The sequence below is a fragment of the Halobacteriovorax sp. RZ-2 genome (genome assembly GCF_043196685.1).
Lineage (GTDB): Bacteria > Bdellovibrionota > Bacteriovoracia > Bacteriovoracales > Bacteriovoracaceae > Halobacteriovorax_A.
The window spans coordinates 307,714-334,424 of the sequence record NZ_JBEBMR010000004.1 but is presented as its reverse complement, the minus strand read 5'-3'; the positions used below and the strand labels follow the sequence as shown (position 1 = coordinate 334,424).

Genomic DNA, 26,711 nt, shown 5'->3' with positions numbered 1-26,711 from the left:
TTCAATTTCCCAAAAGAAATCATATAAAAGAAAAGCACCAGTAATGGTGCTTTTTTATTTTCAAATTTTAGATATTTTTAAAGAGTTGTTTCAGTCGCATTCTTTGCAAAATTCAAATACATCTGAGCTTCACTATTAAGTGGATCAACAGAGATAACTTTTTCCCACTCGCTAGTCGCACTTAAGATATCACCTTTACCATAGTGTAGAACACCTAGAGCAATTCTTCCCGGGAGGTAATCGGGCCTTTCATTTTTTAAATTAGATAGTTCTTCAAAAGACTTATTCACAAAACCTTTCTTTGCATAAACCTTGGCCATCTTTACTCTTGCTTCTAGATTAGACGGATCAAGCTTTAAAACTTTTCCATATTCAAATAAGGCTTCATCATAACGATTATATGTTAGGTATAGATCAGCTAATTCATAGTGCTTGATCGCAAATTTTCTATCGATGTGATTATCATTAAGTTCAGCGCTCTTTGAGTTCACTTTAACTTTTTGAGACGCGATTTGAAAAATCTTACTCGCTTCTTCGTATTGACCAATATCATTATAAAGAACTGATAGACTAACTGCTGCATCCGTATGATCTGGTCTTACCTCTAATACTTTTTTAAATGCCTTAATTGCTTTTGAGATCTCTCCTGTTAAATGAAAGATATTAGCAATATTAAAAAGAGCATCAGCATCTTTAGCATCAATCTCTAAAAGCTCATTATAGATTGAGATCGCTTTATTATACTCACGATTTTCAAAAGCAACTTTGGCCTTCTTTGATAATTTTTCTTGTTCAAAAGATTTCATCATAGTCAAAGTCCCCTATTCCATACACTTTTTAACGTCTTTCTTTAAGTTAGAAAGATCTTTATCTTTGTATAAGTAGCGATAGTTTTTAAAAACCAATTCACATAATTCAGGTCTAGCACTTTTTAAACCAATGTGAACAAGGCGATCACTTGCTAACTTTTTAACAGTATCATCACTAAATTGAGCTAGAAGCTGTTCATAACGAAATGAAGCCGATTGCCAATCCTTTGTTCTAAAGTAGAAGTTAGCAATATATAACTCCTTATCTTTAATCATCTTATAGCACTCATCAATTTTCTCTCTGGCATCTTTAAGATATTCAGACTGAGGATATAGACTTCTAAGTTCATTGAAGTACTTGATGGCCTGCTTGGCAGGTGTTAGATCACGATCAAATGTCGAAGGCTTTTGCTTGTAGTAAGCTTCAGCGATCTTGAAAGTAACATAATCCATTTTAGGATGCTTTGGGTGAAAGTCCTTAAATAGTAAGTATGCAGCAGCGGCTTCTTCATAGTTTTCTTGCTTATAAAGAATATCGGCCTGCATAAGTTCAGCAGATGTTGCGTAGTAACTATATGGATATTGAGATTTAATTTTATTAAGTTTTTCAAGCGCCATAATATAGCGTTCAGATTTAACTAGTCTTTCAGCTTCTTTAAATAGTACCTCAGCTTCAGTACTTCCTTGCGGACGATTAACTGCGCATGACGTCATTAGTAGAATGAAAATGATAGATATAAGTTTGTGCACATTGCCCCCTATAGAGGCAATTCTAGCACTTTCTAGCAAGGCCCGTCAAAGCTAATAACGCTCTTCGTATACGTCCTTAAGCATCTGGTTTATAAGAAGTTTAGCGGCTGCTGCAAGTGGAATTGAAATGATCATTCCAGTGATTCCTAGAAGCTGTGATCCAAGGATAACACTCACCACAACAAGCACAGGGTGAAGGTCAACAATCTTAGAAACAAGCAGTGGAAAGACGATTGCGATATCAATTACGTTTGCAACTAAGTAGAGAATTAGGGCCCCACCAAAGTGAGTTCCCATACCATATTCTGCCGCAATAAAAATAAATGCAGGAATTGCACCAAATACTGGACCCAGGTAAGGAATAATATTTGTCACTGCTGCAAGGAGGCCAAAAAGAAGAGAGAATCTAATATCGAGAAAAAATAGTCCTGTAAAAATAATGATTCCTAAAATACTGGCCTCAATTACTTTCGCTAGAATATAGTCACCAATCTGGCGATTAAATTGAAATGAGAGATGGTAAAGTTTTTCAAAATACTTATTTGGAAGAAGTCTTGTGACACGCTCTCTGAAATTTCGCATATCTTTTAAAGTAAAGAATAAGAAAAGTGGCACAATAAAGAAAAGCTCAAGTGCAGAACCTAGATACTTTGGAACTAAAAGAACAAATGCACTAAATTCATCTTTAATAAAATTCATTGACTGTAGGAGGTAGCCACTACTTAAGTGGTAACCAGTACGTTCAGCTACAAAGGCCTGCAATTGTGCATATACAGACTTAAGAAAGCTTTCAACTTTTGGAATATAGACTTCGAGGTTATTAACTTCACTAACCATTAAAGGTGTTACCTTTACGATAGGATAGATCGTTAAAAAGAGTAGAAGTGTTACAACTAGTGCTGATGAAGCGGTACGGTTAATTCCAAACCTCTCAAAAAATAAGAGAAGTGGATTTAGAATAAGTGTTAGTACATAACAAATTAGTAACGGTGTTGCGACTCGTGGAAAAACGAAAAATAACAACATCGAAGAGACGATAAATAATCCGAAGATAATGGCCCTGAGGCGATCATTACTAGTCATTCTTAGCAATCTCTTCTTTTAAGTTAACAACTTCATCTTTCAAGTGAGAGTTTTCAACCTTAAGCTTTCTAATTTCACGAGCTAGAATATGAAGTTTCTTTACAACAAGTTCACTCATGGCCTGTAAAAATTTTGAAGAAAGGGCCGGCCTTTCTGAGATCATTAATTGTACATCTGGTTTGAAGATCCCAAGAAGTTCCAGTGGTTCAGCAGCAGTTGCTGTCACTGATCTCTTGTGACCGTCTTCTAAAAGACCAATTTCTCCCATGTAGTCCTTGCGATCAAGATTTGTTACATGAAATTTCTTTCCGTTTCTCTCCGTTGAAAGCTCAACTCGACCAGAAACAATAATATAGAAACCAATACCAAAATCACCTTCTTTGAAAATGACTTCACCTTTTTCATAGGTTCTTTTATGAAAGTATTTTGATAACTGAAAGAGCTCAAACTCCCCTAAGCTTCTTAGAATTACGGTATCCCTCAGTAAGTACGGAATTGTTACCTTATTACTTTTAACGAGAGGATTGATAGACCACAAAAATTTTATCAAATTAATGTCAATGCGATCTTCTTTTGAATACTTTTCAGTCATACTTGGCCTTTAATAGAATTCAATATTTTCAGCTTTTACCCATCCCTTAGCTTCGCTAGGCCAATAGATAAAGAACCAATTATCGTTTTTCTTAGAAGTGATAACTCTTAGGCCTTCTTTAGCAATTTGATTGTGTTCAAAAATTGATGAAGGTCCTTCAAAAATATCAGCATTCTTCATAACAATGGCATTTTTGTAACTACCTTTCAAATAGACATTGCTAAAAATGAGCGGCGTCAAAGAGATCAGAAAGAAAGTGAAAATAATGGCCTTGTGCAGCTTTGTCTTCAAATTCAAAATTAATGTAATGATTAAAAGAATCAGTGAAAAGCTAGTAAAGTAAACAGCTGGAATATCCATTGCTTTAGCAACGAAGTTCACATCCTGACTCACAAGGTCATAGTGCGATTTAATATAGTTGATATTATTAGTAACAAGCTTGTCTTGTTGCCCTAACTGATAAGACTTCTCTAAGTTTAATCGGGCAGCACCAATGTCCTCTAACTTGAGATACGCAGTGCCCAAATTATAGAAATACTGCGCGTCGACGAACAAATCTTTATTCTTAATCAAGAGATTCTTATAGCCCTCATAATCTTTATTTTTATAAAGGTCTTCTAATTCTTTTAGTGGATTTCCTGTGTTAGTATCTGACATAAATTTATTATCTATTTGGCTTGTAGCGTTTGCAAGTGAGTGATAATTCTACCACATAAAAAGAGGTTGGATATGGAATACGGTGTAAGAAATAACGAAATAAATGATCAGTTTGATAAACTATTTTCTTCGATTCTTAAGGAGCAAAAGAATTTCATGGAAGTTCGTGGCCCTCTGGAAGAAAAGAAGCACTTAGTTGAAGACACTTTAAAGAAATATAACCAAGAAAGAGGAAAGGGAATTTACTTCAATTACGTTTCTTCAGGACGTGGTCATGGGCCTTTTACTGAACTTATTGATGGATCAGTGAAATACGATCTAATTGGTGGTATTGGACCTAACCTACTTGGTCACTCTCACCCTATATATATTAAGTCACACCTTGAAGCAGCTCTAGGTGATACGGTAATGTGTGGAAACCTACAACCGTACCCACAGGCCATTGAATTAACAAGTAATCTACTTAAGGCCGTTGAAACAAGTAACCTGAAGCACTTTTGGTTTACGGGATCAGGAAGTTTCGCAAATGACCTGGCACTTAAGCTTGTTTGGCAAAAGAAAGATCCTGCTTACCGCGTAATCGCTTTTCAAAAGGCTTTCGCAGGTCGCTCAGTAGCAACTCAAGACATTACACATAATGCAAACTACCGCCAAGGTATGCCAAAGTCTCTGGATGTTGATCACGTTCCGCACTTTGATCAAAATAATCCAGAAGAATCGTTAAAGAATACATTAGCAGCACTTGAAGAAGTAACTTCAAAGTACCCGAATCAGCATTGCGCACTTATGCTTGAAATTATTCAAGGAGAAGGTGGCTTTATTTTTGGTCCAAAAGAGTACTATGAAGAAATCTTTAAGTGGGCAAAGAAGAAAGGTATCTATATTTGGGTTGATGAAGTTCAAACTTTTGGACGCACAAGAGAACTATTTGCATTCCAAACAATGGGTCTCGATAAGTACGTCGATATCGTTTCAGTTGGAAAGGCGCTACAAGTATGTGGTGTTCTATTTAGCGAAGAACTAAACCCTAAACCAGGACTTATTGCTGGAACATTCAATGGTTCAGTTTCTGCACTATCAACAGGTAGCAAGCTTGTTAAATACCTAACGGAAGGAAACTTCTATGGTGAAAATGGAAGAATTAAAGAGCTAGAAGATAAGTTTATTTCAAGGCTTACACATCTTATGAAGAATTCTTGCCAAGATAAGATTACTTATGTTGGAGGAATCGGAACAATGATTGCATTTGAAGTTGGAGATTCTACAACTGAAACTGTATCGAGTTTTGTGAAGAGCCTGTTCGATAATGGAATTATTGCCTTTATGGCGGGGAAAGAGCCGACGAGAGTTCGTCTCCTATTGCCTCTAGCAATGACTGATGAACATATTGATGACATTATCTCAATTATCGAAAAAACCGTACTTGAACAAATTAAATAGAATTAAATAGGAAGACTAGATGTTTAAGATAAGACCCGTAAGAGCAGATGACTTAGAAGACTTGTATGACCTTTCAGGTCTCTATACATTTATTAACCTTCCCCCAGACAAAGAGCTAATTAGCTCAAAAATAGAAAGCTCTCTAAGATCTTTCAAACAAAAAAGTGATAATCTTTCAAATGATCATTACATTTTTGTTCTGGAAGATCTTGAATCTTCTCGAGTCATTGGCTGCTCAATGATTCACGCTAGACATGGCGATGAAGAAGAACCTCACTTTTATTTAAAGGTAGGACAAGAAAATAAATTTTCAGAATCAATTAATACTGGCTTCATCCACGGCACGCTAAAGCTTGGCTATGATACAGACGGCCCAACCGAAATCGGTGGCCTTATCCTCGACCCTACATATCGAGGTAATCCATTTAAGCTTGGAAAAGTCTTATCATTTTCACGTTTTCTCTATATGGGACTAAATAGAGATCGATTTAAAGAAACAATTCACTCAGAGCTTATGCCTCCATTTGATGCCGACGGGAAATCCCCTCTTTGGGAAGCTATCGGTCGTCGATTCTTAAATATGGAATATCATGATGCCGATGTCCTGAGTCGTAAGAATAAGGAATTCATTCTTAGCCTCTTTCCTTCAGGAACAATTTACGAAACTCTACTTCCAATAGAAGCTAGAGATGCAGTTGGAAAAGTTGGTGCCGATACTGAACCTGTTAAGAGAATGCTTGAGTCTATTGGATTCAAATATACTCACGAAGTTGACCCTTTTGATGGTGGCCCTCACTATCGTTGTCAACTCGATGATATTAAGCCTGTTAAGACAATTCAACAAGCACAGATAAAGAAAGGTAAAACAAGTTCACCTAAATTCTATCTAGTCGTTACTGACAATGAAGAATTTGAAATTGTTTGTCTAAAAGGTAATTTAAACAATGATATACTAACTGTAGATGAGCCATCATCATTTGGATTAGATGATGGTGCAGTTAAAATAATAATGGCGATCTAAGGAGAAGATATGTTTCAACTAAAAGGATCATTTTATAATAATGAATTTATCGCATTTGATGATTCAGCAAATCTAAGAAATGACAGAACTATTACTCGCGAGTGTCCAAGTGATACGACAAAGACACTTTGGAATCTAAACGTAAATTACGCGCATATAGAAGAACTAATCGATTCTGCCCACAAGGGTTTTCAAACATGGCGAAATACTTCAATCGAAGAAAGGATTGAGGCCTTAAGAAGATATCAAGAAGTACTTAAGACAAAGCAAGATCAGATTGCAACAGCGATTGCTCTTGAAGTAGGTAAGCCTCTCTGGGAAGCTCGCACAGAAGCGGCAGCATTAATTGCAAAAGTAGATGTAACGATTGCGGCATCTCTACCAAGAATTGAAACGAAGAATATGGAAGGTATCGCTCCAGGTACCAATGCTCATATTTACTATAAACCAGTTGGGCCAAGTTTTATCATTGGGCCATTTAACTTTCCTTGCCACTTAGCAAATGGACAAATTACAGCAAACTTAATCTCTGGTAACTCAATCATTTTCAAACCAAGTGAAAAGACATGTTACTCGGCACAGTTAATGTTTGAATGTCTTGCTGAAGCAAAATTTCCAATGGGTGTTGTTAACCTTGTTCAAGGAGATGGAGAAGTAGCAAGAAGAATTATTAAAGATAAGAGAATCAAAGGTATCTTCTTTACTGGATCAAAAGAAGTAGGACAAAAGATTCTAGAAACAACGCATACAGATCTTTCAAAACTAGTTTCGTTAGAGCTAGGAGGAAAAAACACATCAATCATCGATGAGACAGCTGATCTTGATTATGCAATTGAAGAACTTTTAACAGGTTCATACCTAACAGCTGGTCAGCGTTGTACTTCAACTGGTCTAGTTGCTATTCATGATTCTATTAAAGATGAATTCATTTCTCGTTTTCACGATCTAGCGAAGAGAATTATTGTGGATCATCCAATTGATCACAAAGTAGAGCCTTTTATGGGGCCATTAATTGATCAAGCTTCCCTTGACCAGTACCTTCTATTCATGGGCATGGCCAAAAGAGAAGGACTACACGAAGTTATGCGTGGAAAGCAATTAGAGAGAGAAACTCCAGGTTACTATGTTTCTCCTTCGATTCACTATGCCGATAAGTTAATTCCAAAGAGTCACTTCCTTGCAAATGAAATCTTTGGCCCTAACGTTACATTTGTTGGCTATAGCGACTTTGATGAAGCAATTAATATTGCAAACTCAACTGAATACGGCCTAGCTGCTTCTGTCTTCACAAAAGATCACGCACGCTTTAAGCACGCTGTGAATAATATTGATGCTGGTTTAGTAAACTTAAACCGCGCAACTGTTGGAGCACATTCTAAATTACCATTTGGTGGTGTTAAGAATTCTGGAAACTATCGTCCAGCAGCTGTTGCTACTGTTGATCACTGTGTTTATCAACTTGCAACACTTGAGATTGATTCTCCAAGTGCAAGTGGAAATATTAAAGGATTAGCAGATTAATAATGTTTCTTATTAACGAGGACGCCTGTCGAAGAATTCTTTGACAGGTCTCTTCGGTTCTTTCTTTCTTGTTCAAGATCAACAACCGAATTCTTTGCATACAAATCTAAAACTTCACGACTCTTTAAACGAGTGTAAACCGCTTTAAATTTCTCTTTTTCATTTAAAATGAAAGTACTTGTTTCAACAGGCTTTGCACCTGGATGAACTTTACCTGATTCAAATTTAACTTTTGTGACAAATTGATTAATGAATTGATCGACCCTAGGCCCAGTCACAATCTCCTCATCAGGGTTTAATACATGCGCCTGTGAAGCTTCAAAACGATCTGGAAATGGTATGACCTTAGCAAGGCCATGTGGTGAATAAGAAATCTTATCACCGCGATTTTGAGCAAGTAATAAATCCGTAAGTGCATCTTTTGCAGAAGCATCACCAAGAGTTGTTAAATCAGAGACTTCCTCTGGTGTTAACACCCTTAATAAATTACGAATTAGGTTACTTTGAGTCATCATAGTCGTTATTTTACCTCAGTATCTGAGTATATTTATCGGTTTTTGAAAAAAAAAATTTAGTAATTTTAATTGAGCTTCAATAAATTCAACAAGTTAGATAAAACTAAATATTTTTCCCATAAAAGAAAATATTTACAATTTGAAAAAACGAGTTTATAAAATTAACTACTTAAGATTGCTGGGATGTGGCGCAGCGGTAGCGCAGTAGACTGTTAATCTATTGGTCGCGAGTTCGAATCTCGCCATCCCAGCCATTCTTTTGTATCCGCTTTTAAATCCCCCAAACATTCATATTAACTAATAAGCATCATAAGAATTTATCTTATCTTGTTATAGTGTTATATCTGTAATGAATTTTTACTTATGGATATCTTATGAATAACTTTAATCACTTCATTCAAAACAATCACGCATTTAAAGAATCATACCTTGAAGGCTTGGCCCTTTATCGTGAAGATGCGCAGGCAAATGAAGATGAGAACGAACTTCTCTCTCAAAAGTTTCAGGGCTTTTATAAAGAAGCTATCTTCTCTAAAAAACTTGATACTTATTCCAACCTTAACTTCTATTGGTTCAATCTTATTGAGGCCCTTATAGAGATCATTTCGTATCATAGTGAATTTGAAGTTGGTGAAGACTTTGAGATGAGTGAATCAGAAGATGCCATCTTTAACTTCTGGCATGACAGTAATTTAGCAAAGGTGTTCTTAAACTCGCTTAATGAATCAAAAGATCTTTTAGCTGAATCAAAAAAACTTGTTACTGTTTTAGAAGACAATATTATCGCGTTTTTCAATATTCACATTAAAGAAGAAGTCACTAGCGATCTTACGTATTTGAATGTTCCAGAACTTGGAGATGATAATTTATCTGCTTATCAAAATGGCCAACGAATTATCTTTAATAATCTAGAAGACAAAGTTTTAGCTAAGCTTAGTGAAAAATCACAAAAGAGAGCGGCCGTTGTTTCAAATATTGATGAGCTTAAAATTATCTTCTACTCTGAACTCGAAAACACGTCAAAAGAGATGACAGCAAAGATTGAAAAGGCCTATCGCCGACTTGGAAAATATACTCCTGAACTTTTCATGATTTTTAAGGAATTTACACAAAATATCATTCCAATTAATGAAAAAGGAATCGTTAGCTACTCAATGCAAACTCTTCCAGGGTACTCATCTATTAATACATACGATAGAGATGATATGGACTTAATGGATGATCTGCTTCATGAAAATGGTCACCATGTTCTAAATAGCTACTTGAATCAAGAAGAGCTCTTAGAGGAGCTTGAAGAAAAAATATACTACAGTCCATGGAGGCGAGCTTTAAGGCCAATTAGAGGTATTTACCACGCTTATATGACGTTTTACTGGGCACTCGAACTATTCTCTTCACTTTCTCGACTAGAGGAGCACGATTTCACGGATTCTGAATTTAGAAAGATTCAAGAACGTGCTATCGAAGAGTATTATATGTTGCAATTCTGTGAACTAGATTTAGAAAAGGCATATAAAGAAGAAATCGTTTCTGCTGAAGGATATGAAGTATATCTACAATTCAAGGCCATGGTGGACTCACATCGAGAGCATATTTTTGCACTTGAAAAGCATTTAAATTCTAATGCCGTAGAAGAACTGAAAAATGAACTTCTAGCGGCACGTAACGAATATTATTAATTATAATTTTGAGATTTTAGATTTTAATGCCTGCATTTCATTTGCGGGCATTAACTCACCTTGGGAAGTGGCAATCGGCATTCCCTCTTCAATAATGCTTAGGCAATCGTCATACTTTTTTTGCTTAAATAAGATCTTCGACTTAAGAAGGTAAGCAACTGAGTACTTAGGGTTTTCTTTAAGAACGATTTCAATATGGCCCATGGCCTTATCAAATTTATCATTACTAAAGTGAATATCAGCTAGGCCATAATTGGCAACAACATCATTTTCATCAATGGCCAATACTTTATTAAACATATCAAAACGACGAGCACGGTCTTCTTTTTCGGCACGCTCTCGTTCTTCTTGTTCTTTTTTGAACTTAGCTTCATCTCCAAAGCGCTTAAATGAAGCAACAGTCGCTAGCGACTTCTCCTCTTCAGCTTCTTCGATTTTACCCAATTTCATAAGGTAGAGAGACTTATTCGTATGGGCCATCACAGAGTTTTCATCAACTTTTAAGAGCTCATCCATAACATCAATGGCCTTTTGATGATCACCATTATTTCCTAGGATAACACCTTTTGACTCGTAAGCATCTGCATAATGAGGGTTAAAAGAAATCACTTGATCTAAGAGCATGATGGCCTCATTTACTTCACCCTGATGAAATCGCTTAACGGCTTTATTAAAATAGTGCTCACTTATTTCCAATTTATCTTCTTTAATAATTGGATATGTAAGTACACGAACTGTGCCTCCGTCATATTCTATTTCTAAACCATTAATCAATAAATCTCGAGGGACTCTTACCACAGATAAGTAAAAATCATCAGTCTTAACAGAATTAAGGACCTTTACCTTCTTATCCTTTAAAATAGTTTCCTCTTCTATTTGATTCTTGGAGATTAATAGGACTGGATAACGAGCAGCTCCTCTGCGACTTTCAATTTTAGAAGCTGTTTCTTGCCCTAGAAAACACCCTTTATTATAACTGATAGCAAATTCATTTAATCTTGTTTCATTGATTAAGTTAGTGCGCTCAACTGTAACATCTAGCTGCGGCCATCCAGTTAAGACGCATAGCTGATTATGAAAATCTGTTATTGGCAACTGTTCACTTATAAATCCAATATAACCTTCATTATCAAAAATACTAATTGGAACAAAACCTTCACTAGAACGTGACGATAGTGCAGCAATTAATTGAGTATGTTTAATCGTGATATCTTCCATAATGATGAACTTCTCTAACTCATTAACTGTTTCATCTGCAATTTTCGAATCGACGATAATATAGAAAGCCTGATCAATATTCACAAGATAGAAAAAAGAAAACACCCGACCATTTCGATCCAAACGACATGCAAGAGTCCCACCATTCTCTAACTTGTCGACATCTGCAGTAATCTGCCTTTGTAAATAGTCTCTTGTTTCATCACCGATGAATTTATAAACACTATGTCCATTTAATGAGAAAGTATTCTCACTGAAGAAGAATTCATAAACCTGTTCTTTTACATATGTATCATCAATCATCATATCAATAATTTACTTCACAGCTTTTCTAATTACTAGACCCTTGCCAACATTTTTTACCGCTCCACAACACAAGTCATTAATCATAGGGGGGTAAACAATATTAAATATAATTTAATTACATTAAGTGATATAATTTCAAAAAAGGGATATAAGATGGCCGTTAAACTGAAAATACAATCAAAGCAAGAATCATATATTGTAATTTTAAAACCAAATTTAACATTTGGCCGAAGCAAAGAAGATGCTGATATTTTCTTAAATGACTCAAAAGTATCTTCAGTCCATTTTCAAATATTATTCGATGGTGATGAAATTCTAGTCAAAGACCTAGGCTCAAAGAATGGCACCCATATTAATGGAAGACGCATCGAGGAAGAAATCACTTTATATACATACGATGTAATTACAGCTGGGAATTTTAGTATCAGACTAGATCAAAAATCTTTAAATAACTTAGAGCTTTCTAAATTTTCTCGACAGGACGAACCTAATGCTTGGGGAGAGAATATTTCCAATATTCATAAGACCCTTCGCTTCACCCTTGAAGAGGAAAAAAGAAAAGTACAATTAAAGAAAAGAACCAAAGTTAAAAGTAAGGCCTAAACACTAAAGCTTTCGCCACAACCACAAGTATTTTTTGCATTTGGGTTTTCAAAAACAAAACCTTTTCCATTAAGGCCGTCTTTAAAGTCTAAAGTAATACCACTTAAGTAAATTGATGATTTTGGATCCACAAGAATCTTAATACCCTCTAATTCGATAATATTATCTGAATCTTTTGGAGCATCAAAATCGATATTGTAAGAAAGACCTGAACAACCACCACCAATTACACCTAGGCGTAGACCGAAGTCCTCAGTTGAGCGATCTTCACTCGTGAAAATATTTTTTATTTGCGCAACTGCTTTTGGCGTCACATTTAATAACTCGTTCATATAAACCTCTAATATTACGTAGGTAATAATGACCAATACCTAAATTATATCATATTGATGATATACTTTATATAGGAGCAAGAAACAATGTCTATCTCATTGATTATTAAGAGCGGTGAAAATAAAGCTAAGGTTCTTATTAAACCTAAATTAAGCTTTGGACGCTCTAAGTCGTCAGTTGATATTTCAATCGATGACTCAAAAATTTCATCTAAACATCTCGAAATTACTTATAAAGATAAGGAAATTGTTGTTAAGGACCTAGGTTCAACTAACGGTACTTATATTAACAATAAGAAAGTCACAAGTGATCAACGTCTTTATATTTATGAAACTATTCGTATTGGTAATTGTATTATTTGTATCGATTTAAATGATCTCACAGATATTGAGTATAAATTTTTAACTCGACCAATCGATCCAAATGTAGATGCTCAAGAAAACACACAAACTTCAACGGCCCTTGCTGACCAAACAGGCTTTTTGGCCTTAAATAATCTTTCGCTAGAAAGACAAAAAGTAAAAGCCGAAATAAGTAAAAAAAGACCAATACAAAGAACAAAAAAGAAAGTCGCCAAAAAGAAGAAAGTTGAACCAGAAGATAAAACTGTCATGACGAAAATCTTAAAATTCTTTAAGTAAACTTAATCTAATCCTTCTTCGGAACCCATGGAATATCCTGAATATTCTCATGCTTATTCAAGAATCGCGCTACGATAAAGAAATAATCTGAAAGTCGATTTAAATACTCTAAATCAATTGGATCAACATCCCCTAGCTCCACAGCTTCCCTTTCAACTTGTCTTGTTTTAGTTCGACAAATATGAACATTAGCGGCCGCAACACTTCCACCAGGAAGGATAAAGTATTTAAGGGGATCAACAACTGAGTCAAAGTAATCAATCTCACCTTCGAGATGAAGGATGTCTTCAATGTTTAATTTAGGTAATTTGAAATTGTCTCGGTCCTCTCTAAGAGTTGCGAAGTTAGAACCGAGAACAAAAAGATTTTCTTGAATTGATTTAAAAGTATTTTTAACTCTTGAAACATCAATATGACAAAGTGAAAGACCTACAAAACTATTAAGTTCATCTAAGTTTCCATAAAGATTAATACGAGCGCTGGCCTTTGAGACACGTTGTCCACCAACAAGGCTTGTTTCACCTTTATCACCTGTACGAGTGTAGATCTTTGACTTCTTCATTACATATTCCTTCTGTACTTCCCACCAATCTCATAAAGAAGATTAGTAATCTGTCCAAGAGAACAATAGTTAACTGTTTCAATAAGCTCTGCAAAAATATTTCCACCAGAAAGGGCCACAGCTCTAAGCTTATCTAAGGCTTCATCTGATTTATTAGCATTTCTGTCTTTGAAATCATTTAAGCGAGAAATTTGTCCTTTCTTTTCTTCGTCACTACAACGAGAAAGTTCAATTTCTTGATTTAGCTGTTCATCAATATTGTCTGCAATATAAGTATTAACACCAATGATAGGAAGCTCTCCTGAATCTTTTAGTGTCTCATAGTAGAGAGACTCTTCTTGGATTTTTGATCTCTGGTACATACTTTCCATTGCACCAAGAACTCCACCCTTATCAGAAATTCTTTCAAACTCAGCTAGGATTGCTTCTTCAACAAGGTCAGCTAATTCTTCAATTACATATGCACCTTGCATTGGATTATCAGATTTATTTAAACCGAACTCGCGATTAATAATCATCTGAATTGCCATAGCACGCCTTACAGACTCTTCAGTTGGTGTTGTAATCGCTTCATCATAAGCATTTGTATGAAGAGAGTTACAATTATCTGAAAGTGCTAAGTAAGCCTGAAGTGTTGTTCTAATATCGTTGAAGTCAATTTCTTGAGCGTGTAGAGAACGTCCAGATGTTTGAATATGATACTTAAATTTTTGAGACTTCTCATCTGCACCATACTTATTGCGCATAGTGATTGCCCAAATCTTTCTAGCAACACGTCCAATTACTGAGTACTCAGGATCAAGTCCGTTTGAGAAGAAGAAAGATAAGTTCTGTGAGAATTCATCAATATTTAATCCACGGGCAAGATAGTATTCAACAAATGTGAAACCGTTTGCAAGTGTGAAAGCAACTTGAGTAATCGGGTTCGCCCCAGCTTCAGCAATATGGTAACCAGAGATTGAAACTGTATAGTAATTCTTGATCTTTTGCTGACAGAAGTATTCTTGTACATCTCCCATCATCTTAAGTGCAAACTCAAGAGAGAAGATACAAGTATTTTGAGCTTGATCTTCTTTTAAGATATCGGCCTGAACTGTCCCACGAATTTGTTGAAGAATAGCTAGGCGCTTTTCAGTATCGTAGTAGTCATCACCTTTAAGCTTTTGTCTTAAAGCAGTGTTTAGGTAAAAAGCTAACATGATCGGAGCCGGCCCATTGATCGTCATCGAAACTGACGTGTATGGATCAGAAAGATCGAAACCATCAAATAATAACTCCATATCTTCAACTGTTGCGATCGAAACTCCAGCTTCTCCAATTTTTCCAAAAATATCTGGACGAAGATCTGGATCCTCTCCATAAAGAGTTACTGAGTCAAAAGCAGTTGATAAACGTTTTGCTTTGTCATCTTTTGATAAGTAGTGGAAGCGCTTATTAGTTCTTGCTGGACCACCTTCTCCAGCAAACATTCTCTTTGGATCTTCATCTGTACGCTTGAATGGAAAAATCCCTGCACCAAATGGAAAGAACCCTGGCATATTAACAGTTCTAATAAAACGGTACTGATCCACCTTAGAAGAAAATCTTGGTGTTCCTACCTTTTGAACATCTAGTCCAGAAAGAGAAGTGTATTTTGTCGCTACTTTAAACTCACGATCACGTACGTGGTATGTGAAAGTTCCGTCTTGGTATTGTTTAACGACTGATTGGAATTGTTCGATTTCTTTTTCAACATCTTCGCCAAGTTCTGATTTTAGTTGAGCAAGTTTTGCATCAACTTCATTACTTGGAACAATCTTACTTGTGATCTCAAGGGCCTCGATATCGCGAAGCTTTTCCATTCTCATTTCAGTTTCATGATTATAGTCACGCGAAGCTTTTGCAATCTCTCTTAAGTAAAGTGATCTTTCAGCAGGAATGATTCTTGTCTTATCATTACTTGCACGATTTGCAATAATTCCCTCAAGTGGAGCCTGATCAAAATCAAAAGTCTGTGCAATAGCTTGGAATAAAGCGTTTACACCGACATCATTAAACTTCGATGCCATTGTTCCAAAAATTGGAAGTTCTTCATCTGTTGGAGAACCTGGGTGTCCAGCAAATAGATTATGATTTCTTCTATATTGCTTTCTAATATCTCGCATTGAATCTTCAGAGCGAGGCTTTTCAAATTTATTAAGAACAACAAAGTCCGCCTGCTCAAGCATTTCAATTTTTTCAAGTTGTGTTGCAGCTCCATATTCAGGAGTCATAACATAAACACACTTATCAGAAATTTTTGTAATTTCATCTGAAGCCTGACCAATACCAGAAGTCTCAACAATAATTAAATCGAAGTCTTGCTCCTTTAAGAAGTTAACTGTCTTTTTAATTTGTGGAGAAAGCTCTGTTCCAGAATCACGAGTTGCAAGTGATCTGATATAAAAGTTTTCAAAGTTTGCAGAACCTAATCTAATACGGTCACCTAAAAGCGCACCTTGTGTTTTCTTCTTTGTTGGATCAACTGAAATTAGTGCAACTTTCTTTTCAGGATAGAAACGGTGAAATCTTAAAAGAGTTTCATCAATTAAAGATGACTTACCTGCACCACCAGTTCCTGTGATACCAAGTACTGGAATATTTTTTTCCGAAGAAGAGATCTCAATTTCAGCACCATCTTCAATGGCCGTAATAACTTTTGCAAGTTGAGTCTTTGGAAGATCTTTTGCCTTAGCATCTAATTTGAATCCATCAAGAGTTGAATGAGTTGCTCTCTCAATCATGTCATCAATGATTCCCTCAAGACCTAATTTCATTCCATCTTCTGGAGAATAAATTCTAGTAATGCCTTTATCGTGAAGTGCCTTAATCTCCTTAGGAGTGATTACACCACCTCCACCACCGAAGATACGAACATTTGTCGCTCCGGCCTGATCAAGTAGCTCACGAACATAAGCAAAGTATTCATTGTGTCCACCCTGATAAGAACTCATGGCAACTGCATTTGCATCTTCATGTAAAACAGCATCGACTACCTCTTGGGCAGAACGATTGTGTCCTAGGTGAATAACTTCAACACCCTTAGACTGAAGAAGTCTTCTCATAATATTTATTGATACATCATGGCCGTCAAATAAACTGGCCGCTGTGACAAATCTTAATTTTCTCACTGTAAACCTCTGATATCACGTTAAGTAAAAACAATTATTTACCCAAGCTTTTTATCTTTCAATATTGCTAAAGGACTATACCTAATGTATTTTAATCAGGCAAAAATCCCTTTTATGATGCGTTGATATACGCTAAAATACTGCTAATTAACTTAGTATTAGGAATTGCTAATGAGCGAAGATGTTAAATTTTTAGTGGAGAATCCTTACCACTCGGCACGTTTTAAGCCAGCACGTAAGGGTAAAAAAGGTCCAAAGCTACTAGCTGTTGTTCACCAGTCAGGTTGTACAGGTTGTGAGATCTGTATTCAAGGTTGTCCGGTTGACTCAATTGAACTAGTTCCAGGCCCTAATCCAACGAACCCACAATTTAATCAAACAGTTGAAATCGATCTTGCTAGATGTATCGGTTGTCAAAACTGTTCTCAAGACTGTCCTTGGGAAACGATTACAATGTATGAGCACAATGATGCTTTTGCTATTTGGGGACGTGAAACTCTTAAGTCAGAACTTTATGTCTCAGAAGAGTCACTTAATGAGTTACACAACGAATTCGGAATCACAAAAGAAAAACCAAGCGAAGAATCAAATACAGAAGAAGAGAGCGCTTAAGCCTAGGCTTGAGCACTCTTCTTATTTCCACGAACTTCAGTTAGAAAATAATCAATAATATAAATACCTGCCGCAACAGATATTGATGCATCCGCTACATTGAATGCAGCAAAGTGCCATCCTTTATAGTAGAAATCGAACATATCAACCACGTAATCTAAAGAGATGCGATCAATAAGATTTCCCACTGCTCCTGCAAAGATCATAGAGTAAGCAAGACAGAGCATATAACTCTTTCTTCTTGAATCCCAAATTAGATAAACAAACCAGAAACATGCGATTACAGGCAGGATTTTAAAAAGAATCATTCTGATGACATCTGGAAATTCACTTCCCATTCCAAATGCGACACCAGGATTTTTCACATATGTTAGGTTAAAAAAACCAGGGATAACAGTAAGTGTCTCCCCTAATTTAAAACTAGATTGAATGGCCCCCTTAGAGAATTGATCCAAGAAAAGAATTCCAACTATCAGTAATGTCATTTGCCAAATTCGATTCATTTATAAAATTCCTTAGGGTTAATTTCGTACTTTTCAATTTTTCTAAGAAGAGTCTTCTTTGGAATATTTGCCTTTAATGCTGTTTGATTAATTTTACCATGATTAATCTTTAAGGCCTGAATGATAAATTCTTTTTCAAAGATATCCTTAGCTTGAGAAAAATTTAATCTCAGCTCACCGTCAACTTCACTAGTTGCAAAAACAAATTGATAGCCCTGAGCACTTGCAATAAGTTGTTCATCTTGACCGGCATCAGTTAGTACAGAGTCTTTGATTTCATCATAATCAATAATTGCCTGAGATTCTTCGACAACATTTTCTACCGTAACTGACTTTCTTATTTTATCCGGAAGAGATGTTGCTTTGATAATATCACCACTTTCAATGATGAAAGCGTGTTCGATAACATTTCTAAGCTCACGAATATTTCCTGGCCAATCATGACCTTGCATAATTTTCATCGCCTCATCGTCAAGCCCACTAATCTCTAGGTTATGAACATTGTTAAAATACTTAACATAGTAATCAACAAGGTGTGGGATATCAGAATTTCTTTCTCTTAAAGGAGGAAGATAAACAGGAAGTACATTTAAGCGGTAGAATAAATCTTCTCTAAATGTTCCTTCTTCAATCATTTTTTCAAATGGTTTGTGAGAAGCTGCAATAACACGAACATCTGCTTTGATTTCTCTATTCGATCCTACTGGAGTAAATGTTCCTTCTTGAAGAACTCTAAGTAGCTTTACCTGCATTGTTGGAGAGACATCACCAATTTCATCTAAGAATAGTGTTCCACCATCTGCAAATTGAAACTTACCGATCTTTCTTTCATTAGCGCCAGTAAAAGCACCTTTTTCGTGACCAAATAATTCAGACTCAATTAAGTTTTCAGGAATGGCCGCTAAGTTAATCGTTACAAATTTCTCATCTTTTCTTGGCCCATTATAGTGAATTGCACGAGCAACTAGCTCTTTACCAGTACCAGACTCACCACGAATTAAGACAGGTGTATTAACTTGCGCTAGCTTTCCAATAACATTGAAAACCTTTTGCATAACATCTGATTCACCAACAAATTTATTCTTTGTATCACCAAGTGAAAGAACTGGTGCAGAGAAACCAACCGTTTCAACTAATGAGCGGGCCTTAAGGGCACGCTTGATTAAAGAGACTAAGTTATCAGAACTAATAGGCTTTTCTAAATAGTTATAAGCACCTTCCTTTACGACCTTAACAGCATCCGTAACATTTGAATAAGCTGTTAAAATAATAACGATAACAGAAGGGTCATGTTTTTTGATTTCTGTTAATGCTTCAATACCATCCATTTCAGGCATGTTCACGTCCATAACAACTAAGTCATACTTAGTCTTATAAACAGCACTTAACGCCTCTTTTCCGTTGTCAGCAACATCTACTGCAAAGTGATGAAATTCAAGGGCCTCTCTTACTGAGGTTTGTAAAACTTTATCATCATCGACAACTAAAACCTTATGCATATGCACTCCATTTATTTATTCAAAAATTTAATTAGAAAACTAGTTCCCTCTCCAGGTGATGATGTTACAGAAATCTCACCCCCATGAAGTTCTACGAAGTATTTTACCAGATAAAGACCTAGACCGCTTCCCTTAATAATATGGGACGCATCATTTTTAACCCGATAAAACTTCTCAAATATATTATCGACATCGTCTTGGCCCATACCAACACCATTATCAGATATCTCAATATAGACCCAAGTATCATCATCCCAAGTCTTAATATTAATTGCCTTTCCTTCACCAGCATATTTAATCGAGTTTTCCACAATATTGGAAACAATTCGATTAACCAAGCTAACATCGATTTCGATGGGAAATAACGGACCTAACTCAGTCTCAATAGTCATCTCTTTAGAACGAGCGAGATAAGTTAAACTATTCACGCAGTCTTCGATGATCTTATTGACGTCTTTACTTTGTAAATTAAGAGAAATATTTCGCGACTCTACCTTAGTTAAATCTAAGATCGAAGTAATGAAATTATTAAGTTCCTTTGTCGAATCAATAATAGTCTTTAGGCCATCGTGCATATAGGTTTCCCCTCCACGATTACGTTGCAACATATTGTCTGCAACTCCAGCTATTTTTGCGACGGGTGTTTTTAAGTCGTGACTCATTAAAGAGATAAAGTTTTGCTTTAGGTTTTCAACTCTTTTTAAAAGTTTTGTCTCTTCTTGAATTTTATAGCGTCTTTGATACTCACCGATGGCCCTGAAAGGAACCCAAATATAATAAACCACAAAGACTGTTAACAAGATGTGGGTGATATAAAGCCAGAGACCAAAGAGCAGAAAGATTAAATATGAAAATAGAACTGTTCCTACAATGATCCCAAAAGTAATGAGTAGACCCTTTGCAGGTTGAATCCTAGAAATAACGATTGATAAGACCACACCAATTAGCATTGAAAGCAATTTCGTTACCCAAAGAGGTATTGAGTAGATTAACTGATTCTCCATTAATGCCTTTGTCATATTGGCATGAATTTCTAATTTTGATGTTCTTTTTTGATCTTTATCAAATGGTGTTTTTGCGTAATGTCTTAGGTTCGAAATATAGGCAGGTCCAATAAGAACAACCTTGCCATTAAAATACCCACTAGGAATATTACCTACGACAACACGGTGGACGGGTAATTTTTCAAGATGTTCAAGTGACCTAAGAGGATAGCGAAATAAGCTAAAGCTCGCATCGGCTTCGGGCATATAATAAGCACTCTTTAGCTTATTAAGAACTAATGGTTCTTCATTATTAATAATTCGCCATTCGTTGGCCGTCCAAAAGTCGAGAGTCTCTTCTCCCGAAATATTTAAAACCATTCTTCTGACAACATCATCTTTGGCAAATAACTTACTATCAATATTCACCACGGCCGGTGAATAACCGAGATCTCTCAATTCTTGTGGCGGAAGACGCTCGCCCCAAGAGTCTAGTTCTGTTCCATAGCGATAGAGCCCACCTTGTTTCATATAGGCCTTAATTTCATCGTGGAGTAATTGTAAGGAAGCCGCCTCTCTCTCATTTAAAGGAGCAGACAAATCACCAAAGAAATTAATAATGGCCGGCTTATCTTTTAAGACTTTTCTAAATAGTTTTAAATAAGTTGTATAAGTATATGGATAACTCTCACCTAAGAACTCATCACTTTCTTCATCAATTTTAATGAGAACGATATTGTCATCATGAACAAGAGTCATGTCTAACTTAAGTCTTAAGTCATAGAAGATCGCTTCAATGGACTGAAACTTGTACTGAAAAAGCACAGATAAGAAGACGACTGTAAAAAGCGCTGGGTAGTATTTGGTAAAATCTAAATCTCTGAAGTACTTAAAAAAGTTCTTCATAGCAACTCACTTTGATGAAATCTTTCATCCATTGCATCTGGAGAACGAAGAATTGACCACATTGTTGTCGAGGCCACATTAAAATGAACATCATTAATCTTTGCATTTTCTAAGTAGATAACTTTTTGAGCAACACCTCTCATATCCACACTCTCATGTTTCTTGAAATGGTAACTTTTGAAGCTATTTGAGAGTCGGTTAAATAATCGCCTAGGAACTGCAAACATATAGCGAAAAACGGCTTCCGCTCTAGCAAGCTTAAAGACCCAATTAAAAATGCCACGCCAAAATAGCAGGACGATTAGAATATGAGTTAACACTTTTGCATTTATCGTTTCGTTAAAGCTAAGTTCTGCCTCTAAGTATTTATCCATCTCAGAGGGGCTCAGACTCTCTATAACAGCAGAGTTGATGATGACATAACCCGAACCCAGGAGGCTTCCCATAACGAAAAATGGAGCATTCTTACTCTCAAAGAATTTCAGCCTTCCCTTATTTCCTCTAAAGTGAAGTCCATTTATTTTATTAAAAATGGCCACGTGTTCTTTCTTGTCTAATCGAATTGGGTTTAGCCTAGATAAAACAATAGAAGGAATAATGTAAGTAAATGAAATTACATAAATTAATGTAGCAAGCGTCACCGAACTCGAAATATGCAGGTTCGTGCTAAATACAATGAAGCCTCCGGCCAGGAAAAATACCTGAATAAAGACGATGAAAAGACTTAATAAATATGAAATTAATACACTAAACAAATTTTTGTCCCTATTTTTTTTACAAGATATTCTCTAATTATAGACCCAAATCCAAAATCCGGCTATAAGTCATCTGAATCACAGATAGACAAAAGCGCATATATATGAAGCGCTCGACGCGAGATTTCGCAGCGCGACTATTGTGGATTCCGTAATTGTGATACACAAGGCATTAACGTTTTAAATATAAGCAGAAGGGGTATTTTGAATGCATACTAAGCTACTTTTTGGTACAGCAGGTGTTCCTAATTCTACAGTTAAAAAGAACAATCCAGTAGAAGGTGTTAAAAGAATTCACGAACTTGGACTTGATTGTATGCAACTTGAGTTTGCACACGGCGTAAGAATGAAGGAAGAAGTTTCTTCAAATCTAAGAAAAGTATCATATGAGCTAGGCGTTCCATTAACTTCACACGGCCCATACTATATCAACCTAAATGCTAGAGAGCAGGATAAAATTGATTCTTCTGTTGAGAGAATTATCCAAACTGCTAAGATTTCTGATCTTTGTGGTGCAGAATCAATGACTTTCCACGCAGCTTTCTACATGAAAGATTCTCCATATGATGTATTCGACCTAGTTGAAAAATCAATGAATGTAATCGAAGAAAGACTAAGCAGACTTGATATTGAAATTGAGCTTCGTCCAGAACTAACAGGGAAGACTTCACAGTTTGGTTCACTAGAAGAGCTAATCAGCTTAACTAAGAATGTAGACTCTTGTCGCCCATGTATGGACTTCTCTCACCTATATGCACGTACTAATCAGTACAACTCTGAAGAAGAGTTTGATGAAGTAATTGCTAAGCTTAAAGAAGAACTAGGTGAAGAATCAGTTAAAAATATGCACATCCATATTTCAGGAATCAGCACTAATTCTAAAGGTGATCTAAAGCACCTTAACCTTGAGAAGTCTGACTTTAACTGGAAAGATCTTCTTAAGTCACTTAAGAAAAATGGTTGTGGTGGATACATGATTTGTAACTCACCAAACCTAGAAGATGACGCATTAATGCTAAAAAATTACTACAATACACTATAAAAAAAAGCGGCTTTAAGCCGCTTTTTTTATTTCTTCATATTCTTTAGTTTCAATAAAAATATCCTCATCCATCATATAAACAACTAAGTCCTCGTGGGTATTGAGAACTTCTTTTAGGCCATCGTTAAGGGCGTTGTCATAAAGCTTCAACTCGATAAAGCTCGTTTTTTTGAGGTCATCGATAAAGGAGAGACCTTGAGGGAAGTCGATAAACGTACCACCTATCCAAAGTCGATATGACTTAATTTCTGAAATATAATTTAGTTGATGAGCATTAGAGTTGGCACTTTCTGTTAAATTGAAAGTCTCACCAACTAATTTCTCAAATGAAAGATCTAAAATTTTACCGCTTTTCACGCCTTACTTATCGGTAAGAAATGAAGATATCTTAACGGACGTCAGTCTCTTTAAATTCGTAAAATGACTTCACATCACTAATATCTGATATTAACCACTTATCATCTTTCTTGATGATAAGAGCTATTTTCTTAACTGAAATTGAAACATCTTGTTTTGTTTTGCCATCAGTGGCCTCGTCATCATAAGAAACAGAATAAGTGATTGAACACTCATCTCCTGAACAATTCTTATATACGATAGACAAGCGAGACTTCTCGTATTTTGACATCTCATTAAGCTTCTTTGGATCATCTGTTAATGCTTGAGTATATTCCTCAAGTAGACTTCCTGTTAAGTAGTCCTCTAAATCATCGACCTTAATTTCATCATTTAACCTTTTTTCAATAAAGCCTCTTAGGACACCTTCTGGAGACTTGTTAGAGTTACATGAAATAAAAACTAATAAGATGATTAAATACTTAAACATTAAATGATCCTTCCTAGACTATAATGAAACAATTCCTCGACGTTTCAAAATATTATAAAGTGTAATCCAGTTATAACTATTATCTTCAACACTTGATAATAACTTTAACCCATATCCATTTGGGTAAACTAATTCGACACAAAAATTATCAATAAATTTCTTACCTTCATATTCTAACTCAAATTCAACTTTTTCACCCTTAGATATTTTTTCACTCGTGTAGATTACGATACCCTTATCATCACAGTTAGAAACTTTAACGGGTAAACAAGAACCAGAAGATAAGTAGACATTCCCTTCAAGAGAGCAGAAGCCATCAAAGTTGAAATTCTCTTTCGTAAAGATTGGTTTAAATATAGCTTGAGCTAATTCTTCTTTTAATAACAGGATCATATTATATGAAACCAATAAGAAGATAACGGCCATAAGAAGAATAATTTTGTCGTACTCAACCAGGAATAAGGAAAAAACCTTATAAAAGATATTAAGCACAAAAACCGACAAGATCACTATGGTAAGCTCTCCCATAAATAGAATCTTAAAGAGTAAAAAAACTGCTAATGCCGTTGTTATTTTATATGTTGTAAGAATTCCAATGAAACGATTTAAGTCAATTGCTGAAACATCTGCATCAAGTGAGTAACATGTGTGCAGAAAGAACAGTGAAAATACCACAAACAGAATATTTAGCAATTTGAATGTTAGAGTGTCAGTATTGTGCAATTGTTACCTTAAATTTCAAAGTTTGTTATAATTAATATATGGATTATTATCTCGAAATTTCTTCACGTTGTATAGAGTGTGATAACTGCAGGCTCATTTGCCCAGAAAAGGCCATTTTTATGGACAAGGGTAAATATACAATTGAACCATGGGCATGTACTTTGTGTAATGCGTGCACTCTCGTCTGTCCGGTAGACTGTATTAAAGAAGTTACTCAAAAAGAATAATCTTTACCCTCATAAGAAATAGTACGTGTATCAAAGTTAAATGTAACCCCTGCCCACTCCATAGTAGCAGTTGACTTGAAATCCACGCCGTCTAATTCTTCGATTGCCGCAACAAACTTCTTAATAACAGCAGGAAGCTTTTCAAGCTCGGAGATGACCTCAATATACTTATCGAGAGTTCCTAGATCTAAGAAGATTGGCTCCTTAGGTAAACTCATGTGAACATTTTTATTTTTGAAATCGGCCACTGTTTTGAAAAAAGAAGACTCGCCTTCGACTTGAGGAATCTTAGCTAAGTCTAAAATCCCAACCCCTGAGTAAGTTAAATAACTACTAGTACCCTCATGAGGAGCAATACTCGTTAAACTCCCATCAATAACTTTTGTCTCATTATAAGTAGCATCACGATCAACTTCAATTGCATACAAGTGTGCAATAGCATCATCTTCAACCATTCGTTTAATATCTTCACTAATTTGAGAAAAATCGAAAAAATAAAACTGATCAGAATTAATAATGAAAATGATCTCATCATCAACATAATTCTTTAAATTATGGATACATCCCCCGCTTCCAAGAATCGACGGTTCATGAAGCAAGACAACATCTTTGCCTTGTGCCCAGTTCTTCATTTCATCATGGCAGTGATGCGAGTTAATATATATTTTTTCACAACCCAACATTTTGGCATATGCAACTTGTAGATCTAATAACCTAAGGTTGAAGAAGGGCCATAGAGGCTTAGGGATAATCTTTCCTAAGTTTCCCATTCTAGTACCAAAGCCAGCACTCGCGATGAAACAAGTCTTAATCATCTAAACCTCTTTTTAAAATATCAGAAAAAGATCTAAACACCTCAATTGAACTCTTCTCACAAATACTAATTAGCTTATGCAAATTTGTTGGAATGAACTGAAGATAACCTTCTTTGTTCTTATCAATTTTTAAGTATGCAAAACTACCAAGGGCCTTAAATGTTCGCTGAACTTGGACGATATGATAATCATGGCCATACTTTTCATAGAACTTCTCATCATAAGTAAGAAGTAATTTCTTTTTTTCTTCATCAGAAAAATCAATATAACAGTCGTCAACAAGTGAGACCAAGTCATACATTTTTGGGCCAACTCTCATATCCTGATAATCGATGTGAAACAAAGTATTATCTTTCACGTATAAATTATTCGAATGATAATCGCGGTGACAGACAACATCCCTATGAGCTTCATAGTAATCAATAATGAATTCTCGAACTTCTTTAACAATGCCAGTCTCTTGTGTATTTAAACTAACACCTAGGTATTGATTCAAGAAAAAATTACAAGCGAGATCAAACTCAAATCCAATTTTTTCTCTGTCAAAGATTCGATTCATACAAAATTCTAAAGGCATCTTTTGATATTTTTTAATATCTTCTACTGCTTGGATATGCTTGCCTATCCCTGAGGCTTCATAGAAATCTTTCAGTGAAACACTGCCAATATCTTCTAAAACAAGAATTGAGAACTGCGGATCATAATAAAAAATTTCAGGAGTTTTGATATTATCTAAAATATTATTGGTGACCTTATGAAAGTCACAACTTTGCTGGCCATTAGATGACTCAACACATACGACAAAAGACTGGGAGTCATTTGTTAGTCGATAATACTCTCGACTAGAGGCATCTCCAGAGAGTTTCTCCAGTGTACTCTTATCATTATAGAAACCAGCTTCTTCCAGCTTTTGTGTGATTGATTCTTTATTCATCTTAAAT

At 35.6% G+C, this 26,711-nt stretch carries 28 protein-coding genes and 1 tRNA gene; 10 read left to right on the top strand and 19 right to left on the bottom strand.

Annotated features, from left to right (window positions below; genetic code table 11):
- Positions 1 to 77: 77 nt before the first annotated feature.
- Genes ABMA78_RS15975 through ABMA78_RS15955 form a run of 5 tightly spaced genes read right to left on the bottom strand, consistent with a single transcriptional unit; the run spans position 78 to position 3,891 of the window.
- Positions 78 to 809 carry a lipopolysaccharide assembly protein LapB gene (locus tag ABMA78_RS15975; RefSeq protein ID WP_103218681.1) on the bottom strand — a complete coding sequence of 244 codons (732 nt, stop codon included), beginning with the start codon at positions 807 to 809 and terminating at the stop codon, positions 78 to 80.
- A 12-nt stretch (positions 810 to 821) separates the two neighbouring features.
- Positions 822 to 1,559 (bottom strand): outer membrane protein assembly factor BamD, encoded by a 738-nt coding sequence (gene bamD / locus ABMA78_RS15970; RefSeq protein ID WP_392861508.1) that lies wholly within the window; start codon positions 1,557 to 1,559, stop codon positions 822 to 824.
- 51 nt (positions 1,560 to 1,610) lie between these two features.
- Positions 1,611 to 2,642: an AI-2E family transporter gene (locus ABMA78_RS15965; RefSeq protein ID WP_392861507.1), complete on the bottom strand. Its 1,032-nt coding sequence runs from the start codon at positions 2,640 to 2,642 to the stop codon at positions 1,611 to 1,613.
- Positions 2,635 to 3,234 (bottom strand): cyclic nucleotide-binding domain-containing protein, encoded by a 600-nt coding sequence (locus ABMA78_RS15960; protein WP_392861505.1) that lies wholly within the window; start codon positions 3,232 to 3,234, stop codon positions 2,635 to 2,637. Before ABMA78_RS15960 ends, ABMA78_RS15965 begins: the two co-directional genes overlap by 8 nt.
- 9 nt (positions 3,235 to 3,243) lie before the next feature.
- Entirely contained in the window at positions 3,244 to 3,891 is a 648-nt protein-coding gene (locus tag ABMA78_RS15955) for a tetratricopeptide repeat protein (RefSeq protein WP_392861504.1), read from the bottom strand.
- A 72-nt stretch (positions 3,892 to 3,963) separates the two neighbouring features.
- Between ABMA78_RS15955 and ABMA78_RS15950 the strand changes: the two genes are divergently transcribed.
- Genes ABMA78_RS15950 through ABMA78_RS15940 form a run of 3 tightly spaced genes read left to right on the top strand, consistent with a single transcriptional unit; the run spans position 3,964 to position 7,873 of the window.
- Positions 3,964 to 5,331 (top strand): aminotransferase class III-fold pyridoxal phosphate-dependent enzyme, encoded by a 1,368-nt coding sequence (locus tag ABMA78_RS15950; protein ID WP_392861503.1) that lies wholly within the window; start codon positions 3,964 to 3,966, stop codon positions 5,329 to 5,331.
- A gap of 19 nt (positions 5,332 to 5,350) precedes the next feature.
- Positions 5,351 to 6,352 (top strand): arginine N-succinyltransferase, encoded by a 1,002-nt coding sequence (locus ABMA78_RS15945; protein WP_392861501.1) that lies wholly within the window; start codon positions 5,351 to 5,353, stop codon positions 6,350 to 6,352.
- 9 nt (positions 6,353 to 6,361) lie between these two features.
- Positions 6,362 to 7,873, top strand: coding sequence for an aldehyde dehydrogenase family protein (locus ABMA78_RS15940; RefSeq protein ID WP_392861500.1), 1,512 nt, complete (start codon positions 6,362 to 6,364; stop codon positions 7,871 to 7,873).
- On the opposite strand, the gene ABMA78_RS15935 is transcribed toward ABMA78_RS15940, so the two are convergent.
- Positions 7,870 to 8,388 carry a hypothetical protein gene (locus ABMA78_RS15935; protein WP_392861499.1) on the bottom strand — a complete coding sequence of 173 codons (519 nt, stop codon included), beginning with the start codon at positions 8,386 to 8,388 and terminating at the stop codon, positions 7,870 to 7,872. The genes ABMA78_RS15940 and ABMA78_RS15935 overlap by 4 nt on opposite strands.
- A 179-nt stretch (positions 8,389 to 8,567) precedes the next feature.
- On the opposite strand from ABMA78_RS15935, the gene ABMA78_RS15930 reads away from it, so the two are divergent.
- Both ABMA78_RS15930 and ABMA78_RS15925 read left to right on the top strand, forming a co-directional pair.
- A tRNA-Asn gene (locus ABMA78_RS15930) sits at positions 8,568 to 8,642 on the top strand.
- Positions 8,643 to 8,762: 120 nt separating this feature from the next.
- Positions 8,763 to 10,067: an aKG-HExxH-type peptide beta-hydroxylase gene (locus tag ABMA78_RS15925; protein WP_392861498.1), complete on the top strand. Its 1,305-nt coding sequence runs from the start codon at positions 8,763 to 8,765 to the stop codon at positions 10,065 to 10,067.
- Here the strand turns inward: ABMA78_RS15925 and ABMA78_RS15920 are convergent, their stop codons facing one another.
- Positions 10,068 to 11,591: a CDC27 family protein gene (locus tag ABMA78_RS15920; RefSeq protein ID WP_392861497.1), complete on the bottom strand. Its 1,524-nt coding sequence runs from the start codon at positions 11,589 to 11,591 to the stop codon at positions 10,068 to 10,070.
- A gap of 153 nt (positions 11,592 to 11,744) precedes the next feature.
- Here ABMA78_RS15920 and ABMA78_RS15915 point away from each other — a divergent pair, with 153 nt between their 5' ends.
- On the top strand, positions 11,745 to 12,194 hold the full coding sequence (locus tag ABMA78_RS15915; protein ID WP_392861495.1) for an FHA domain-containing protein: 450 nt from the start codon (positions 11,745 to 11,747) through the stop codon (positions 12,192 to 12,194).
- Here ABMA78_RS15915 and ABMA78_RS15910 read toward each other — a convergent pair.
- A complete protein-coding gene (locus ABMA78_RS15910; RefSeq protein ID WP_021267694.1) occupies positions 12,191 to 12,526 on the bottom strand; it encodes an iron-sulfur cluster assembly accessory protein in 336 nt (111 codons plus the stop codon). The two genes, ABMA78_RS15915 and ABMA78_RS15910, sit on opposite strands and share 4 nt — an antisense overlap.
- Positions 12,527 to 12,613: 87 nt before the next feature.
- Here ABMA78_RS15910 and ABMA78_RS15905 point away from each other — a divergent pair, with 87 nt between their 5' ends.
- Complete coding sequence (locus ABMA78_RS15905; RefSeq protein WP_392861493.1) at positions 12,614 to 13,168, top strand: FHA domain-containing protein; 555 nt, start codon at positions 12,614 to 12,616, stop codon at positions 13,166 to 13,168.
- 7 nt (positions 13,169 to 13,175) lie between these two features.
- On the opposite strand, the gene ABMA78_RS15900 is transcribed toward ABMA78_RS15905, so the two are convergent.
- Together ABMA78_RS15900 and icmF are read right to left on the bottom strand one after the other, a co-directional pair.
- The gene (locus ABMA78_RS15900; protein WP_392861491.1) at positions 13,176 to 13,730 is read right to left on the bottom strand and encodes a cob(I)yrinic acid a,c-diamide adenosyltransferase; all 555 of its coding nucleotides are present in this window, start codon (positions 13,728 to 13,730) and stop codon (positions 13,176 to 13,178) included.
- Complete coding sequence (icmF, locus tag ABMA78_RS15895) at positions 13,730 to 16,879, bottom strand: fused isobutyryl-CoA mutase/GTPase IcmF (protein ID WP_392861489.1); 3,150 nt, start codon at positions 16,877 to 16,879, stop codon at positions 13,730 to 13,732. The genes ABMA78_RS15900 and icmF overlap by 1 nt, the downstream gene beginning before the upstream one ends.
- A gap of 171 nt (positions 16,880 to 17,050) precedes the next feature.
- Between icmF and ABMA78_RS15890 the strand changes: the two genes are divergently transcribed.
- Positions 17,051 to 17,491 (top strand): 4Fe-4S dicluster domain-containing protein, encoded by a 441-nt coding sequence (locus tag ABMA78_RS15890; protein WP_021267740.1) that lies wholly within the window; start codon positions 17,051 to 17,053, stop codon positions 17,489 to 17,491.
- 2 nt (positions 17,492 to 17,493) lie between these two features.
- Here the strand turns inward: ABMA78_RS15890 and lspA are convergent, their stop codons facing one another.
- From lspA to ABMA78_RS15870, 4 genes are read right to left on the bottom strand one after another with little or no spacing between them, the layout of a single operon-like run.
- A complete protein-coding gene (gene lspA, locus ABMA78_RS15885; protein WP_392861487.1) occupies positions 17,494 to 17,994 on the bottom strand; it encodes a signal peptidase II in 501 nt (166 codons plus the stop codon).
- A complete protein-coding gene (locus ABMA78_RS15880) occupies positions 17,991 to 19,493 on the bottom strand; it encodes a sigma-54-dependent transcriptional regulator (protein WP_392861486.1) in 1,503 nt (500 codons plus the stop codon). The genes lspA and ABMA78_RS15880 overlap by 4 nt, the downstream gene beginning before the upstream one ends.
- Before the next feature lie 11 nt (positions 19,494 to 19,504).
- Positions 19,505 to 21,382 (bottom strand): ATP-binding protein, encoded by a 1,878-nt coding sequence (locus ABMA78_RS15875; RefSeq protein ID WP_392861484.1) that lies wholly within the window; start codon positions 21,380 to 21,382, stop codon positions 19,505 to 19,507.
- Complete coding sequence (locus ABMA78_RS15870; protein WP_392861482.1) at positions 21,379 to 22,137, bottom strand: hypothetical protein; 759 nt, start codon at positions 22,135 to 22,137, stop codon at positions 21,379 to 21,381. The genes ABMA78_RS15875 and ABMA78_RS15870 overlap by 4 nt, the downstream gene beginning before the upstream one ends.
- 208 nt (positions 22,138 to 22,345) lie before the next feature.
- On the opposite strand from ABMA78_RS15870, the gene ABMA78_RS15865 reads away from it, so the two are divergent.
- Positions 22,346 to 23,179 carry a TIM barrel protein gene (locus ABMA78_RS15865; RefSeq protein ID WP_392861480.1) on the top strand — a complete coding sequence of 278 codons (834 nt, stop codon included), beginning with the start codon at positions 22,346 to 22,348 and terminating at the stop codon, positions 23,177 to 23,179.
- Between the two features lie 12 nt (positions 23,180 to 23,191).
- On the opposite strand, the gene ABMA78_RS15860 is transcribed toward ABMA78_RS15865, so the two are convergent.
- Genes ABMA78_RS15860 through ABMA78_RS15850 form a run of 3 tightly spaced genes read right to left on the bottom strand, consistent with a single transcriptional unit; the run spans position 23,192 to position 24,680 of the window.
- Positions 23,192 to 23,536 (bottom strand): hypothetical protein, encoded by a 345-nt coding sequence (locus ABMA78_RS15860; RefSeq protein WP_392861478.1) that lies wholly within the window; start codon positions 23,534 to 23,536, stop codon positions 23,192 to 23,194.
- A gap of 31 nt (positions 23,537 to 23,567) precedes the next feature.
- The gene (locus ABMA78_RS15855) at positions 23,568 to 24,005 is read right to left on the bottom strand and encodes a hypothetical protein (RefSeq protein WP_392861477.1); all 438 of its coding nucleotides are present in this window, start codon (positions 24,003 to 24,005) and stop codon (positions 23,568 to 23,570) included.
- Between the two features lie 18 nt (positions 24,006 to 24,023).
- Entirely contained in the window at positions 24,024 to 24,680 is a 657-nt protein-coding gene (locus ABMA78_RS15850; protein ID WP_392861476.1) for a hypothetical protein, read from the bottom strand.
- 86 nt (positions 24,681 to 24,766) lie between these two features.
- Here ABMA78_RS15850 and ABMA78_RS15845 point away from each other — a divergent pair, with 86 nt between their 5' ends.
- Positions 24,767 to 24,955: a DUF362 domain-containing protein gene (locus tag ABMA78_RS15845; protein ID WP_084710518.1), complete on the top strand. Its 189-nt coding sequence runs from the start codon at positions 24,767 to 24,769 to the stop codon at positions 24,953 to 24,955.
- On the opposite strand, the gene ABMA78_RS15840 is transcribed toward ABMA78_RS15845, so the two are convergent.
- Together ABMA78_RS15840 and ABMA78_RS15835 are read right to left on the bottom strand one after the other, a co-directional pair.
- Positions 24,943 to 25,770, bottom strand: a complete 828-nt coding sequence (locus tag ABMA78_RS15840) for an NDP-sugar synthase (RefSeq protein WP_392861475.1) — start codon at positions 25,768 to 25,770, stop codon at positions 24,943 to 24,945. The two genes, ABMA78_RS15845 and ABMA78_RS15840, sit on opposite strands and share 13 nt — an antisense overlap.
- Complete coding sequence (locus tag ABMA78_RS15835; protein ID WP_392861473.1) at positions 25,763 to 26,704, bottom strand: phosphotransferase; 942 nt, start codon at positions 26,702 to 26,704, stop codon at positions 25,763 to 25,765. Before ABMA78_RS15835 ends, ABMA78_RS15840 begins: the two co-directional genes overlap by 8 nt.
- Positions 26,705 to 26,711: the final 7 nt, after the last annotated feature.

Bases quoted from the DNA above. Each gene is read 5' to 3' on its own strand.
- ABMA78_RS15900 (WP_392861491.1), bottom strand. From the start codon at position 13,730: ATGAAGAAGTCAAAGATCTACACTCGTACAGGTGATAAAGGTGAAACA.
- ABMA78_RS15915 (WP_392861495.1), top strand. From the start codon at position 11,745: ATGGCCGTTAAACTGAAAATACAATCAAAGCAAGAATCATATATTGTA.
- ABMA78_RS15975 (WP_103218681.1), bottom strand. From the start codon at position 809: ATGATGAAATCTTTTGAACAAGAAAAATTATCAAAGAAGGCCAAAGTT.
- ABMA78_RS15950 (WP_392861503.1), top strand. From the start codon at position 3,964: ATGGAATACGGTGTAAGAAATAACGAAATAAATGATCAGTTTGATAAA.
- ABMA78_RS15925 (WP_392861498.1), top strand. From the start codon at position 8,763: ATGAATAACTTTAATCACTTCATTCAAAACAATCACGCATTTAAAGAA.
- ABMA78_RS15880 (WP_392861486.1), bottom strand. From the start codon at position 19,493: ATGCATAAGGTTTTAGTTGTCGATGATGATAAAGTTTTACAAACCTCA.
- ABMA78_RS15890 (WP_021267740.1), top strand. From the start codon at position 17,051: ATGAGCGAAGATGTTAAATTTTTAGTGGAGAATCCTTACCACTCGGCA.
- ABMA78_RS15940 (WP_392861500.1), top strand. From the start codon at position 6,362: ATGTTTCAACTAAAAGGATCATTTTATAATAATGAATTTATCGCATTT.
- ABMA78_RS15855 (WP_392861477.1), bottom strand. From the start codon at position 24,005: ATGTTTAAGTATTTAATCATCTTATTAGTTTTTATTTCATGTAACTCT.
- ABMA78_RS15835 (WP_392861473.1), bottom strand. From the start codon at position 26,704: ATGAATAAAGAATCAATCACACAAAAGCTGGAAGAAGCTGGTTTCTAT.
- lspA (WP_392861487.1), bottom strand. From the start codon at position 17,994: ATGAATCGAATTTGGCAAATGACATTACTGATAGTTGGAATTCTTTTC.
- ABMA78_RS15920 (WP_392861497.1), bottom strand. From the start codon at position 11,591: ATGATGATTGATGATACATATGTAAAAGAACAGGTTTATGAATTCTTC.
- ABMA78_RS15845 (WP_084710518.1), top strand. From the start codon at position 24,767: ATGGATTATTATCTCGAAATTTCTTCACGTTGTATAGAGTGTGATAAC.
- ABMA78_RS15935 (WP_392861499.1), bottom strand. From the start codon at position 8,388: ATGATGACTCAAAGTAACCTAATTCGTAATTTATTAAGGGTGTTAACA.
- ABMA78_RS15875 (WP_392861484.1), bottom strand. From the start codon at position 21,382: ATGAAGAACTTTTTTAAGTACTTCAGAGATTTAGATTTTACCAAATAC.
- ABMA78_RS15910 (WP_021267694.1), bottom strand. From the start codon at position 12,526: ATGAACGAGTTATTAAATGTGACGCCAAAAGCAGTTGCGCAAATAAAA.
- ABMA78_RS15840 (WP_392861475.1), bottom strand. From the start codon at position 25,770: ATGATTAAGACTTGTTTCATCGCGAGTGCTGGCTTTGGTACTAGAATG.
- ABMA78_RS15905 (WP_392861493.1), top strand. From the start codon at position 12,614: ATGTCTATCTCATTGATTATTAAGAGCGGTGAAAATAAAGCTAAGGTT.
- ABMA78_RS15960 (WP_392861505.1), bottom strand. From the start codon at position 3,234: ATGACTGAAAAGTATTCAAAAGAAGATCGCATTGACATTAATTTGATA.
- ABMA78_RS15955 (WP_392861504.1), bottom strand. From the start codon at position 3,891: ATGTCAGATACTAACACAGGAAATCCACTAAAAGAATTAGAAGACCTT.
- ABMA78_RS15865 (WP_392861480.1), top strand. From the start codon at position 22,346: ATGCATACTAAGCTACTTTTTGGTACAGCAGGTGTTCCTAATTCTACA.
- ABMA78_RS15965 (WP_392861507.1), bottom strand. From the start codon at position 2,642: ATGACTAGTAATGATCGCCTCAGGGCCATTATCTTCGGATTATTTATC.
- ABMA78_RS15945 (WP_392861501.1), top strand. From the start codon at position 5,351: ATGTTTAAGATAAGACCCGTAAGAGCAGATGACTTAGAAGACTTGTAT.